We start from the raw sequence: 12,419 nt of genomic DNA, 5'->3' as shown, positions 1-12,419 counted from the left end.
GTTCCACGAGGCCTACAGGACCGCCCGGAGCTGGTCCGCGATGACCGCGATCCGGCCCAGCACGCCGTTGACGAACCGCGGCGAGTCGTCGGTGGACAGCTGCTTGGCCAGCTCCACCGCCTCGTCGATCGCCACCGCGTCGGGCACGTCGGCCGCCCACAGCAGCTCGTACAGGCCCACCCGGAGCACGGCCCGGTCCACCCCCGGCATGCGCTGGAGGGTCCAGCCCTCCGAGTGCTCCGAGATCAGGTCGTCGATGCGCGCCTTGTGCGCCGTGACACCCTCGACCAGGCCCACCGTGTAGTCGTTGATCGGCGGGACGTCCGGGGACCCCACGCGTTCCGCGAGGAGGGTCACCGCGTCCATGGCCCGCAGGTCGGCCTCGTACAGGACGTCGACCGCGCGCTTGCGGGCCTTGCTCCGAGCGCCCATGTCAGTTGTTGACCCGGCCGAGGTAGCGGCCGTCGCGGGTGTCGACCTTGATCTTCTCGCCGGTCGTCACGAACAGCGGGACCTGGATCTCCGCGCCGGTCTCCAGGGTTGCGGGCTTGGTGCCGCCGGTGCTGCGGTCGCCCTGCAGGCCCGGGTCGGTGTGCTGGATGACCAGCTCGACGCTGGTCGGCAGCTCCACGAACAGCGGGACGCCCTCGTGGGTGGCGACCATCGCCTCCTGGTTCTCCAGCATGTAGTTGGCGGCGTCGCCCACGGTCTCGGCCGGGACCGGGATCTGGTCGTAGGTCTCGCCGTCCATGAAGATGAAGTCGGAACCCTCCTTGTACAGGTAGGTCATGTTCCGCTTGTCCACGGTGGCCGTGTCGACCTTGGTGCCCGCGTTGAAGGTCTTGTCCACGACCTTGCCGGACAGGACGTGCTTCAACGTGGTGCGCACGAAGGCGCCGCCCTTGCCCGGCTTGACGTGCTGGAACGCGGTGACGGTCCACAGCTGGCCGTCGAGGTTCAGCACCAGGCCGTTCTTGAGGTCGTTGGTCGTGGCCACGGGGTGGGCTCTCCTGTTACGTGTGTTCGGGCGTCAGACGACCACTAGCTCTTTCGTGGTCAGGGTGAGGAGTTCGGGGCCGCCTTCGCGCACCACGAGCGTGTCCTCGATGCGGACACCACCCTTCCCGGCCAGGTACACACCGGGCTCGACGGTGACCGCCATACCGGGCAGAAGTGTACCGTCACCCGCCTTGGACAACGCCGGAGCCTCGTGGATCTGCAGGCCCACGCCGTGTCCCAGACCGTGCAGGAACTGGTCCCCGTGGCCGGCGCGTTCGATCACCTCGCGGGCCGCGCGGTCCACGTCGGACACCGCCGCGCCGGGCGCCAGCGCGTGCCGGCCCGCCTGCTGCGCGGTCGCGACCAGCTCGTACAGCTCCCGCTGCCAGTCCGCGGCCTGCCCGACGACCAGGGTGCGGGTCATGTCGGAGTGGTAGCCGTCGACCAGCGCGCCGAAGTCCAGCTTCACCAGGTCGCCGGCGTGCACGACGGCGTCGGTGGGCCGGTGGTGCGGGACGGCGGAGTTCGCGCCGGTGGCGACGATCGACTCGAAGCTCGGACCGGCCGCGCCGTGGTCGAGCATCCGGCTCTCCAGCTCGCGCGCGATCTCCCGCTCGGTGCGGCCGGCGCGCAGGCCGCCGTGCTCGATCAGGCTCGCCAGCGCCCGGTCGGCGGCGGCGCACGCCATGCGCAGCGCCTCGACCTCGGCGTCGTCCTTGACCAGCCGCAGCTGCTCGACCAGGCCGGGCGCGCGGACCAGCTCGACGTCCTCGGCGGCGTCGCCCAGCGCGTCCAGGCCGTCGACGGTGACGTGGTGGCTCTCGAAGCCCGCGCGGCGCACGCCGTCCTTGTGCGCGCGTTGGGCCAGCGCGAGGTCGCACGGCCGGTCGATGACGCGTTCGAGGTCGGGCACCTGCCGCTCGGCCTGGGTCAGGTAGCGGCCGTCGGTGCAGAACACGGTGCCGGCGTCGGACTCGGCGGAGACCAGCAGCGCGGCGTTGGACCCCGTGAACCCGGTGAGGTAGCGGATGTTGAGCAGGTTGGTCACCAGCAGGGCGTCCAGCTCCCGGTCCCGGAGCGTGGCGCGCAGGGCGGCGCGGCGTGTCGCGTGCGGCATACCCGCAGCCTAGAGGCATCGGCGTGGGTTCACAGTGGGCCTAGGGTGGGGTCCATGCGCAGGTGGCTGCCCCGAGGGCTCTGGATGGGATTGCTGCACGGCGGGGTGCAGGTCGGCACGGACGCGGTGGCCGTGCACAGCCCCGGGGCGTCGTCGTCGCTGCGCTACATCGCGCTGGGCCTGGTGGTCGTGGCGGGCGTGCTGTGGGGCGCGCTGGACGCGTGGCGGCGGTTGGAGGGGCCGGGCATGGTGTGGTTCTTCGCCGCCCTGGTGGCCGGGCCGGTCGCGGGCGTGGCGGGGGTGGTGGGCAAGTCGCTGGTGGTGGACCAGACGGGCCTGGAGTCGCTGGGTGCGGCGCTGACCGGCGGTGCCGCGTTCACCGCGTTGCTGGTCATGGCGTCGGCGGGGATCGGGCTGGCGCTGGGCAACGCCCTGCCGCAGCCCGACGGGTCCCGGTCGCGCTAACGGTTCAAGTTGCCGGCGTGGTCGAAGGCGTCCCACTGCTGCTGGGTGACCGCCGTGACCGGCGACGAGTTCAACTTCGCCACCTCCTCCGGCCCGACCCGCCACAGCTTGCCGTCCACCAGCAGCCCGGTCTGGCCGTTGGGCGCGCGGACCGCCTTCACGCCGGCCGGGATGCGGGCCACCACGGGCAGTTCGTCCACGATGTCCGGGCGCTGCGCGAGGATGCGGGTGGCCAGGCGGTCGGTCACCGAGCGGCGCTCGACCCGGACCACCTTGCCGTCCACGATCAGGTCGATGGTGTTCTCCGGGGACGGCACCGCGAACCCGTTGAGCACTGCGGCCTGCGCCTTCGTGCGGCAGCCCGGCACGTTGACCAGGTCCAGGCCGAAGTGGGCGATGTCGGTGGGCGCGCCCGCCGCGCCGGTGACGGTGGCGCGCATGACGTCCACGGACAGCCGGCCGCACGGGTCGTCGGCGGAGATCGGGGCGTGGCCCTCCGGCGTGCGGACCAGGCCGGGGCCCTCCTTCCACGGGCCGGGCACGTGGACCGGCGGGAAGGGCTGGGTGGCGAAGTCGTGGTTCCAGAAGGTCAGCGTGGTGCCCGCGTCGGTGGAGTGGGCGATCACGAAGGCGCGCAGCGCGTCCACGTACATCCAGTCGGCGCTGAAGGCGTCCACCACGGACCGGGTGCGCGGCTTGCGGGTGTCGGCGACCTTCTCCCAGCCGCCCGCGCCCAGCGCCTCGACCTGGTTGGCGAAGGTCGGGTCCTTGGCGCGCAGCACGAACTGGCCCGCGCCGTTCCACCCGGCGGCCTTGGCGGTGGTGTCGGTGAACAGCAGGTAGAACCAGCCGTCGACGAACAGCGCCGAGGGCTGGCCGCTGCCGTAGTGGTTGTCGCGGATGGTGTCGTTGGCCGGGCCGAGGATCGGGTTGCCGCCCGCGGCGCGGGTCCAGTTGATGCCGTCGGGGCTGGTGGCGACGCCGACCAGGCTGCCGAAGGGCACGTCGCCGGGTGCGCCCGTGTAGTACATGTAGTAGGTGCCGCCGACCTTGAGCACGGACGGGTCGCACGCGTGCACGCCGTCCCAGCCGTGGACGCTGCCGGAGAGGACGGGGAGGCCCGAACTGCCGTCGGGACCGGCGAACCCGCCGTCCGGTGAGGCGCTCTCGGCGTAGAGGACGTCGTCCCCGCCGGGCTCGGCGTGGCGGACCTGGCTGCACCACCACATCCGGTACCGGCCGCCCTCCAGCATCGCGGAGGGGGCGTAGTTGTACGGGGCCTCGGAACCCGCGGCGACGACGCCGGGGCTCTGCCGGCCGCGCTCGGTGGTGACGGGCTTGACCGGCTGCGGGGGTCTGCTCGGGGCGGGCTTCGTCGTCGTGGTCACCGGTGCCGCGGCGGGCGGCGCGGGGTCCGCGACGCCGGGCGCGCAGGCGGTGACGGTCGCGACGGCGAGGGCGCATCCGAGAAGCCTCGTCGGGCCGGGCATGGTCTCCACTTCCGGTGTCGATCACCGGGAGCGACGTGCGCGGGCCCCGGTTCCGGTCCAGTGTAGAGATCCACTCACTCTTCCGGGTGACTACCGACCGGACGCGACCAACTCCACTTCGAAACCGTCCGTGTTGGCCGGCACCCACCGAGCCCGGCGCCCAAAGCTCGACGTGGTGCAGCGCGCCGTGCACGCCCCGCCCGCCGCGACCCCGCCGGCCTCCTCGCCCGTCACGCCTCGACGGGGCCCAGCTTCGCGGCCAGCCAGCGGAGCGCGAGGGCGTAGCCCTGCACGCCCAGGCCCGCGATCACGCCCTCCGCCACCGGCGAGATGTAGCTGTGGTGGCGGAACTCCTCGCGCTTGTGCACGTTCGAGATGTGCACCTCCACCAGTGGCGCGGTGAGCTGGGAGCACGCGTCGCGCACCGCCACCGAGTAGTGCGTCCACGCGGCCGGGTTGAGCACCACCGGGGTCGCGTCGTCGGCCGCCCGGTGGAGCCAGCCGAGCATCTCGCCCTCGAAGTCGGTCTGCCGCACCTCGACCTCGACGCCCAGCTCGCGGCCGGTGTCCTCGCACAGGCGCACCAGGTCGGCGTACGTCGTCCGGCCGTAGACGTCCGGCTCCCGGGTGCCGAGGCGGCCCAGGTTCGGGCCGTTGAGCACGAGGACCTTCACAGCAGCACGCTCCCGCCGGTCTTCGGCTCGTCGGCGACCGCGGAGTAGGCGGCGGCGATCAGCGACGGGTCCGGGCCCTCCAGGCGGCCGGGCTTGGCCAGGCCGTCGAGCACCACGAACCGCAGCACGCCGGACCGGTTCTTCTTGTCCGACTTCATGCCCTCCAGCAGCTGCGGCAGGGCGTCCGGGTCGTACTTGGTGGGCAGGCCCAGCGCGGTGAGGACGCTGCGGTGCCGGTCGGCGGTCGCGTCGTCCAGGCGGCCGGCGAGGCGGGCCAGTTCGGCGGCGAACACCAGGCCGACGCTGATCGCCGCGCCGTGCCGCCACCGGTAGCGCTCGCGGCGCTCGATGGCGTGGCCCAGGGTGTGGCCGTAGTTGAGGATCTCGCGCAGGTCGGATTCGCGCAGGTCGGTGGACACCACGTCCGCCTTGACCTGGATCTTGCGCCGGACCAGCTCCTCGATGACGTCCCCGGTCGGGTCGAGCGCCTGCTCGGGGTCGGCCTCGATGAGGTCGAGGATGGCCGGGTCGGCGATGAACCCGCCCTTGACCACCTCGGCCATGCCCGCGACCAGCTCGTTGCGCGGCAGCGTCTCCAGGGTGGCCAGGTCGACGAACACCGCGTGCGGCTCGTAGAACGTGCCGACGAGGTTCTTGCCCGCGTCGGTGTTGATGCCGGTCTTGCCGCCGATCGCCGCGTCCACCATGCCCAGCAGGGTCGTGGGGACGTTGACCAGCTTCACGCCGCGCATCCACGTGGAGGCGACGAACCCGGCGAGGTCGGTCACCGCGCCGCCGCCCAGGCCGATGACGGCGTCGGCGCGGCCCAGGCCGATCTGGCCGAACACGTTCCAGCAGTAGCCCGCGACGCGCAGGTCCTTGCCGTCCTCGGCGTCGGGCACCTCGACGCGGTGGGCGTCGATCCCCGCCTCCGCCAGCTCCGCGCGGACCGCCTCGGCGGTCTCGGCGAGCGTCGGCGTGTGGACGATCGCCGCCTTGGCCGTGCCGCGCAGGCCGTCCACCAGGTCGCCGAGCAGGCCGCGACCCACCAGCACGTCGTACGGCCGCTCCGCGGCCACGCGGATGCGCACCGGCTCGCCCATCACCACTCCTCTTGTCGGGTCACCATTCGACCACGGTCGCTTCCAGCGCGTTCGCGCCCCACACCCCGGCGAGCACGTCGGCCTGCTCCCGCAACGCCTTCCGGGCGGCCCCCTCGACCCGGGCCCACCCGTCGACGCGGAAGATCATCGTCCGCCCGCTCACCTCGTACCGCCACGCCCCCACGACCCGGCCGCGGACGACCACGGCCCCGGGACTGCCCACCGGCCGCCAGACGCGCTTGGCCACGTCCGGTTCGGCGACCAGCCACCGCGGCCCGAGCAGGTAGGGGTCGCGCGGGAACAGCAGCAGTCCGGCCGGCGGCTCGGGGGCGTCGGCGGCGAAGAAGTCGGCCAGCCCGGGATCGGCAGCCGAGTCGGAGTCGGCGGCGGCGGCCGAGTCGGCGGTGGCGGCCGAGTCAGTGGCGGCCGGGTCGGCGGCGGCGGGGTCGGCGGCGGCGGGGTCGGCGAGCGCGAGCAGTTTCCTGCCCTCGACCGTCACCGGTCGCAGGTCGGGCCAGTCGGCGCGCGGCCCGGTTCCGAGCCACTTCTCGGCGTCCGCCCTGGTGAACGGGCCGACGTACCGGGCGTAGTCGCGCAGCAGCGTCGAGTCGCCCTCGTCGTTCGGCCCCGGCGCGCGGAACACCAGCCTCGCCCCGCGCGGCTCCAGCTCGATGCCCGCGAGCAGGGTGCCCAGCCGGAACAACCCCTCGATGACGTGCTCGACGCCGCACCGCGCGCAGTGCGGCCGGGCGCGCTCGGGGAGGTGCCGGCTGATCGCGCCGGACAGCTCGCCCTTCGTCGCCGTCTCGCCGGGGAACTCCCGGCGCATCAGCTCGACCACGAGATCCACATCGGACAGTTCCGGCGCGGGCATCCCGCCGCACCACGCCTGCAACTGCTTCGGGGTGCGCGGGCGCAGCAGCCGGCGCAGGCCGGGCACGTCGGCCGCCCGGTGCAGGTGCGGCGCGCCCCGCAGGCTGAGCACGCGCACCAACTCCTCCTCGCCCCACAGCTCCGCCGGTTCCCGCACGCCGCCGGGGAACCGGTCGAGGCGGTGCCGGGCGCGCACCGCCAGGGCGGCGGCGCCCGTGTTCGGCGGGCTGTCCACCACGCCCAACGCGAGCACGCCCAGGTCGCCGTCGTGCAGCCCCTGCACCGCGGCGCGGTGCGCGAGGACGCGAGCGGCGGTCACGTCCACCGGGTCAGGTCCGTTCCGCCTTCGCCAGGACGGCGTCGACGACCTGCTCCGGCTCCAACTGGTCGGTGTCCACCTCGATCGTGGCGACCTCCCGGTACAGCGGCAGCCGGGCGTCCAGCAGCGCCTTGAAGGTGGCGCGCGGGTTCACGCCGGCCAGTAGGGGCCGCGCGGTGGACAGGCCCGTCCGCCGCACGCCCTCGGCCATGCCGACGTTGAGGAACACCACGGTGTGCGCCGCCAACCGCTCGCGCGTCGCGGCGGACAGCACCGCCCCGCCGCCCAGCGCCAGCACGCCGTCGTGCTCGGCCAGGCCCTTGGCGACCGCCTCCTCCTCCAGCGCCCGGAACGCCGGCTCGCCGTCGGTGGTGAAGATGTCGGAGATGGGTTTGCCGGCGGTGGCGACCACGTCGTCGTCGGTGTCCCGGAAGGCCGCGCCGAGCCGGGCCGCGAGCAGTTGACCCACGGTCGTCTTGCCCGCGCCGGGCGGGCCCAGGACGACGAAGCGCGGGCTCACAGCCCCTCCCAGCGCGCTTCCAGCGCCTCCAGGTAGGACGCCACGTTCCGCTTGGTCTCCGCGATCGAGTCGCCGCCGAACTTCTCCAGCGCCGCCTCGGCGAGCACCAGCGCCACGACGGACTCCAGCACCACGCCGGCCCGCGGCACGGCGCACACGTCCGACCGCTGGTGGATCGCCACGGCGGGCTCACCGGTGCGGACGTCCACAGTGGACAGCGCGCGGGGGACGGTGGAGATCGGCTTCATGGCGACGCGCACGCGCAGCGGCTCGCCGTTGGTGATCCCCCCTTCCAGTCCACCCGCCCGGTTCGAGCGGCGCGTCACGCCCTTGGGGCCGGCGCCCCGGTCGATCTCGTCGTGCGCCTGGCTGCCCCACCGCTGCGCGGTGGTGAAGCCGTCGCCGATCTCCACGCCCTTCATCGCCTGCACGCCCATCAGCGCGCCCGCGAGCCGGGCGTCGAGCCGGCGGTCCCAGTGCACGTGGGACCCCAGGCCCGGCGGCAGGCCGTAGGCGATCACCTCGATCACGCCGCCGACCGTGTCGCCCGCGTCCTTCACCGCCTCGACCTCGGCCACCATCGCCTCGGTGCCGCGCGGGTCGAACGCCCGCACCGGGCTGGCGTCGATCGCGTCGAGGTCGCCCGGACCCGGCACCGGAGCGTCCTCGGGCGTCCCGGCCTTCCCGATCGACACCACGTGGCTGATGACGTCGACGTCGAACACCTGCTTGAGGAAGTGCCTGGCCACCGTGCCCAACGCGGTCCGCGCGGCGGTCTCGCGGGCACTGGCCCGCTCCAGCACCGGCCGGGCCTCGTCGAACCCGAACTTCTGCATGCCGGGCAGGTCGGCGTGGCCGGGCCGGGGCCGGGTGAGGGCCTCGTTGCGGCCGGTCGGCTTCAACTCGCCCGGGTCGACCGGGTCGGCGGACATCACCTTCTGCCACTTGGGCCACTCGGTGTTGCCGATCCGCACCGCGATCGGCCCGCCCTGGGTGAGGCCGTGGCGGACGCCGCCGAGGATCTCGACCTCGTCGGCCTCGAACCCCATGCGGGGGCTCCGCCCGAACCCGAGCCGTCGGCGCTCCAGTTGGGCGGTCAGGTCGGCAGTGGTGACCTCCACCCCGGCGACCATGCCTTCCAGCACGGCGACCAGGGCCGGTCCGTGGGACTCCCCAGCGGTGATCCAGCGCAGCACGCCGCGAATCCTTTCACAGCGTTAACAGCACCGAGAGCCCTGGTTACCGACGTCGCACCCGAATCTGTCAGGTGCGCGCCGCCGCTACCCACCGGCCAGTGACACCAGCCACGTCGAGCCGACCAGCCCCGGCCCGTGCGGCGGCCCGTCCCTGGGCCGCCACAGCGCGACCAACAGCGTGATGGCGCTCGCCAGGACCGCGCCCACCGGTAGCGCCACCCACGACACCGACCCCAGCACCGCACCCAGCGCCCCGGACAGCTTCACGTCTCCCCCGCCCAGGGACGCCGGTGACAGCCGGTGCACCACCAAGTGCAGCCCGAAGTACGCCAGGCAACCACCCAGGGCACGCGCGAGATCCGCCCCGCACACCGCCAGCACACCCCCCACCAGCGGACAGGCGGGCAGGGTCAGCGCGTCGGGCAGGCGTCGGTGCCGGAAGTCCACGACGGACAGCAGCACGCCCAGCCAGGCGACCAGCAACGACACCGGCAGCCACCGGGGCGGCACCCCCGCGGCGGCGGACAGGGCCCACAGACCGGCGGTGGGCAGCGCGCACCACGCCCAGTGCACGGACGCGCCGCGCGGCAGCGAACGCAGCAGACGGGCCCCGAAGGCCCCGACCAGAAGACCTGACAGCGAGTGGATGACCATGGACCCAGCGTGCCGACTGGGCCGTTCGGCGCACAAGGCGAGGCGCGACTGAATGGTCCATTCAGTCGCGCCCGCCGTCGAGTGAGGAGGTCAGCGCCGCCAGGAGAACAGCGCGTCACCCGCGGCGACCGGCCCGTCCGGGGCCTGGTCGAGCAGCGCGTCCGCGCCGGCGTCCAGCGCGACGACCGGGCAGATCGGGGCGAAGCCGGCGGCCTCGACCTCGGCCGGGTCCCAGGTCACGATCGCCTGGCCGGCCCGGACCGACTCACCCTTCACCACGTGCAGGGTGAAGCCCTCGCCCTTGCGCTTCACGGTGTCGATGCCCAGGTGCACCAGCACCGCCGCGCCGTCGCCGGTGGCCACGACGAACGCGTGCGGGTGCAGCGTGACGACCGTGCCGTCCACCGGGGACACGACCTCGGCCGCCACCCGGTCGGGCTCCACGGCGATCCCCGGGCCCACCATCGCCTGCGCGAACACCGGGTCCGGCACCTCGGACAGCGGCACGACCCGCCCGCTGACCGGACTGCCCACGCGCACCGTCACAGGAGGTCCTCGATGTCGCTGGCGATGGTGTCGGCCTCGGGGCCCACGACCACCTGGACCACGTTGCCCTGCCGCATGACGCCGTGCGCGCCGAGCTTCTTCAGCGCCGCCTCGTCCACGACCGAGCCGTCCTCCAGCTCGCAGCGCAGCCGCGTGATGCACGGCTCGATCTCGATGATGTTGTCCGCCCCACCGAGCGCGGCGAGGATCCCAGCCGCCTTGTCGTCCGCCACTTCGCAGTCCTCTCTCGACACACCTGTGGTGAGGGTGCCACCGCTCGGCCACGGTCGCGTAACGGCGGTTGACACCCGCTTGGCGCGCGGAGCATCCTCCCCGCACCAACTGGTCTAGACCGGAAAGTACCAATCCCGGTCTGCGAGCGCGAGCACGGGGAGGTGTCATGAACCGCGACGAGATCGTGGACGGGCCCAAGCCCAAGCACGCCCAGCTCCGCGACATCCTGCGGCGCATGGCCGAGCAGGAGCTGCCCCCCGGCTCCGCCATCCCGTCCGAGCGCGACCTCGCCGAGCGGTACCGGGTCTCCCGGATCACGGTGCGCGCGGCGGTCGGTCAGCTCGTCGCCGAGGGCCTCCTGACCAGGGCGAAGGGGCGGGGCACGTTCACCGCCCGCCGCCGGATGGACGTCCAGCTCTACCTGGAGTCGTTCACCGACGACATGCGCAGGCGCGGGCTCACCCCCGCGACCGAGGTGCTGGGGTGCGCCGAGGAGGTCCCGCCGCCCGCGGCGGCCACCGCGCTCGGCCTGCCCCCGCACGAGCCCGCGTGCCACGTGGTCCGGCTGCGCCGGGCCGACGGGGTGCCGCTGGCCGTGGAGCGCGGCTGGTACAGCCGGCGGGTCGTCCCCGACCTGCACCGGCACGACCTGACCGGCTCCCTCTACACGCTGCTCGCCGACACCTACGGCGTCCAGCTCGACCACGCCGGGCAGACGGTCTGGGCCGAAGGCGCAGACCCGGAGACCGCGAGGCTGCTGGGTGTCCGAACCGGCAGTCCGCTGCTGGTCTTCCGCCGGGTCACCAGCTCCGCTGGGCGCCCCGTGGAGGACATGACGTCCTGGTACCGGGGCGATCTCTACCAGGTGACCATGCAACTGGACCGGACCGTCCCGGAATCCGGCCCTTTCTCCGCCAAGGGAGGTAACCCATGAGCGCCAGCGCCCCTCAGGCGACCGGCGGCCGTGAGATCAAGGGACTCGCAGGTCTCCAGCGGTTCGGTCGCAGCCTCATGCTGCCGATCGCCGTCCTGCCCGCCGCAGGCTTGCTGCTGCGGCTGGGCCAGGACGACCTGCTCGGCAAGGACGGGCTGGGCTGGAACCAGGTCGCGACCGTCATCGGCAACGCGGGTGACGCGCTGTTCGCCAACCTGCCGCTGCTGTTCGCGGTCGGCATCGCGGTCGGCTTCGCCCGCCGCGGCGACGGCTCCACCGGTCTGGCCGCCGTGGTCGGCTACGTGGTGCTGACGGGCGTGTTCAAGGCGATGTCGCCGCTGGTCCTGGACCAGCCGACGGACCCGGCCGCCAAACCCGTGCTGATCAACTACGGCGTGCTCGGCGGCATCGTCGTCGGTCTGCTGACCGCCGTGCTGTGGCAGCGGTACCACCGCATCAAGCTGCCTCCCTACCTGGCGTTCTTCGGCGGGCGGCGGTTCGTGCCGATCATCGTCGCGGGCATCATGGTGGTGCTCGGCGTGCTGATGGGCCTGATCTACCCCTGGTTCAACGAGGGGCTGAAGGCCGTCGGTGAAGCCGTCACGGGCAGCACCATCGTCGGCGCGGGCATCTACGGCTTCGTCAACCGCCTGCTGATCCCGCTGGGCCTGCACCACATCGTCAACAACATCGTGTGGTTCCAGTTCGGCGAGTACGAGGGCAAGACCGGCGACATCCCGCGCTTCCTGGCGGGCGACCCGACCGCGGGCACGTTCCAGACCGGCTTTTTCCCGATCTTCATGTTCGCCCTCCCGGCGGCGGCGCTGGCCATCATCCACACGGCCCGCCCGGCGCAGAAGAAGCTCATCGCGGGCATCATGGGCTCGGCGGCGCTGACCGCGTTCATCACCGGCGTCACGGAGCCGCTGGAGTTCGCGTTCATGTTCGTGGCGTGGCCGCTGTACGTGATCCACGCGTTCCTGACCGGCACGTCGCTGGCGATCAGCAACGCGCTGGGCATCCACGACGGCTTCAACTTCTCGGCCGGCTTCATCGACTACGCGCTCAACTTCGGCATCGCGCAGAAGCCGCTGCTGATCATCCTGCTCGGCCTGGTCTACGCGGTGGTCTACTACTTCCTGTTCCGGTTCGTCATCACCAAGTGGAACCTGCGCACGCCGGGCCGCAACGAGGACGAGGACCCGGAGGCCGACCCCAGCGCCGTGGAGGCGGACGGCGGCGGGAACAAGGACGGCAAGTCCGGCGCGGCAGCGTCCTGACCTGCACATCCGTGA

At 73.0% G+C, this 12,419-nt stretch carries 15 protein-coding genes; 3 read left to right on the top strand and 12 right to left on the bottom strand.

Features of this window, described 5'->3' with window-relative positions; translation table 11 throughout:
* Nucleotides 1-12 precede the first annotated feature (12 nt).
* Genes nusB through ABD126_RS18670 form a run of 3 tightly spaced genes read right to left on the bottom strand, consistent with a single transcriptional unit; the run spans nucleotide 13 to nucleotide 2,116 of the window.
* On the bottom strand, nucleotides 13-432 hold the full coding sequence (nusB, locus tag ABD126_RS18680; protein ID WP_343935146.1) for a transcription antitermination factor NusB: 420 nt from the start codon (nucleotides 430-432) through the stop codon (nucleotides 13-15).
* 1 nt (nucleotide 433) lies between these two features.
* Nucleotides 434-997: an elongation factor P gene (efp, locus tag ABD126_RS18675; protein ID WP_309114823.1), complete on the bottom strand. Its 564-nt coding sequence runs from the start codon at nucleotides 995-997 to the stop codon at nucleotides 434-436.
* A gap of 33 nt (nucleotides 998-1,030) precedes the next feature.
* On the bottom strand, nucleotides 1,031-2,116 hold the full coding sequence (locus ABD126_RS18670) for a M24 family metallopeptidase (RefSeq protein ID WP_343935145.1): 1,086 nt from the start codon (nucleotides 2,114-2,116) through the stop codon (nucleotides 1,031-1,033).
* Between the two features lie 54 nt (nucleotides 2,117-2,170).
* Here ABD126_RS18670 and ABD126_RS18665 point away from each other — a divergent pair, with 54 nt between their 5' ends.
* A complete protein-coding gene (locus ABD126_RS18665; protein WP_343935144.1) occupies nucleotides 2,171-2,581 on the top strand; it encodes a B-4DMT family transporter in 411 nt (136 codons plus the stop codon).
* On the opposite strand, the gene ABD126_RS18660 is transcribed toward ABD126_RS18665, so the two are convergent.
* The 9 genes from ABD126_RS18660 to ABD126_RS18620 form a co-directional block, all read right to left on the bottom strand.
* A complete protein-coding gene (locus tag ABD126_RS18660) occupies nucleotides 2,578-4,071 on the bottom strand; it encodes a glycoside hydrolase family protein (protein WP_343935143.1) in 1,494 nt (497 codons plus the stop codon). The two genes, ABD126_RS18665 and ABD126_RS18660, sit on opposite strands and share 4 nt — an antisense overlap.
* 230 nt (nucleotides 4,072-4,301) lie before the next feature.
* Nucleotides 4,302-4,745 carry a type II 3-dehydroquinate dehydratase gene (aroQ, locus tag ABD126_RS18655; protein WP_343935142.1) on the bottom strand — a complete coding sequence of 148 codons (444 nt, stop codon included), beginning with the start codon at nucleotides 4,743-4,745 and terminating at the stop codon, nucleotides 4,302-4,304.
* Complete coding sequence (gene aroB / locus ABD126_RS18650; protein WP_343935141.1) at nucleotides 4,742-5,848, bottom strand: 3-dehydroquinate synthase; 1,107 nt, start codon at nucleotides 5,846-5,848, stop codon at nucleotides 4,742-4,744. Before aroB ends, aroQ begins: the two co-directional genes overlap by 4 nt.
* A 19-nt stretch (nucleotides 5,849-5,867) precedes the next feature.
* On the bottom strand, nucleotides 5,868-7,040 hold the full coding sequence (locus ABD126_RS18645) for a DNA glycosylase AlkZ-like family protein (protein ID WP_343935140.1): 1,173 nt from the start codon (nucleotides 7,038-7,040) through the stop codon (nucleotides 5,868-5,870).
* A gap of 10 nt (nucleotides 7,041-7,050) precedes the next feature.
* On the bottom strand, nucleotides 7,051-7,560 hold the full coding sequence (locus ABD126_RS18640) for a shikimate kinase (protein WP_343935139.1): 510 nt from the start codon (nucleotides 7,558-7,560) through the stop codon (nucleotides 7,051-7,053).
* Complete coding sequence (gene aroC / locus ABD126_RS18635) at nucleotides 7,557-8,756, bottom strand: chorismate synthase (RefSeq protein ID WP_343935138.1); 1,200 nt, start codon at nucleotides 8,754-8,756, stop codon at nucleotides 7,557-7,559. Before aroC ends, ABD126_RS18640 begins: the two co-directional genes overlap by 4 nt.
* Nucleotides 8,757-8,840: 84 nt before the next feature.
* Nucleotides 8,841-9,410 (bottom strand): prepilin peptidase, encoded by a 570-nt coding sequence (locus ABD126_RS18630; protein WP_343935137.1) that lies wholly within the window; start codon nucleotides 9,408-9,410, stop codon nucleotides 8,841-8,843.
* Between the two features lie 90 nt (nucleotides 9,411-9,500).
* Nucleotides 9,501-9,956 carry a PTS sugar transporter subunit IIA gene (locus tag ABD126_RS18625; RefSeq protein ID WP_343935136.1) on the bottom strand — a complete coding sequence of 152 codons (456 nt, stop codon included), beginning with the start codon at nucleotides 9,954-9,956 and terminating at the stop codon, nucleotides 9,501-9,503.
* Nucleotides 9,953-10,189 (bottom strand): PTS sugar transporter subunit IIB, encoded by a 237-nt coding sequence (locus ABD126_RS18620; RefSeq protein ID WP_309114811.1) that lies wholly within the window; start codon nucleotides 10,187-10,189, stop codon nucleotides 9,953-9,955. The genes ABD126_RS18625 and ABD126_RS18620 overlap by 4 nt, the downstream gene beginning before the upstream one ends.
* Before the next feature lie 167 nt (nucleotides 10,190-10,356).
* Between ABD126_RS18620 and ABD126_RS18615 the strand changes: the two genes are divergently transcribed.
* Together ABD126_RS18615 and ABD126_RS18610 are read left to right on the top strand one after the other, a co-directional pair.
* Nucleotides 10,357-11,124, top strand: a complete 768-nt coding sequence (locus ABD126_RS18615) for a GntR family transcriptional regulator (RefSeq protein ID WP_343935135.1) — start codon at nucleotides 10,357-10,359, stop codon at nucleotides 11,122-11,124.
* Nucleotides 11,121-12,404 carry a PTS transporter subunit EIIC gene (locus tag ABD126_RS18610; RefSeq protein WP_343935134.1) on the top strand — a complete coding sequence of 428 codons (1,284 nt, stop codon included), beginning with the start codon at nucleotides 11,121-11,123 and terminating at the stop codon, nucleotides 12,402-12,404. Before ABD126_RS18615 ends, ABD126_RS18610 begins: the two co-directional genes overlap by 4 nt.
* The last annotated feature ends 15 nt before the right edge of the window (nucleotides 12,405-12,419 follow it).

Origin of the sequence: Saccharothrix mutabilis subsp. mutabilis, assembly GCF_039521145.1 — a bacterium.
Taxonomy (GTDB): domain Bacteria; phylum Actinomycetota; class Actinomycetes; order Mycobacteriales; family Pseudonocardiaceae; genus Actinosynnema; species Actinosynnema mutabilis.
This window is presented reverse-complemented; position numbering and strand designations above follow the sequence as displayed.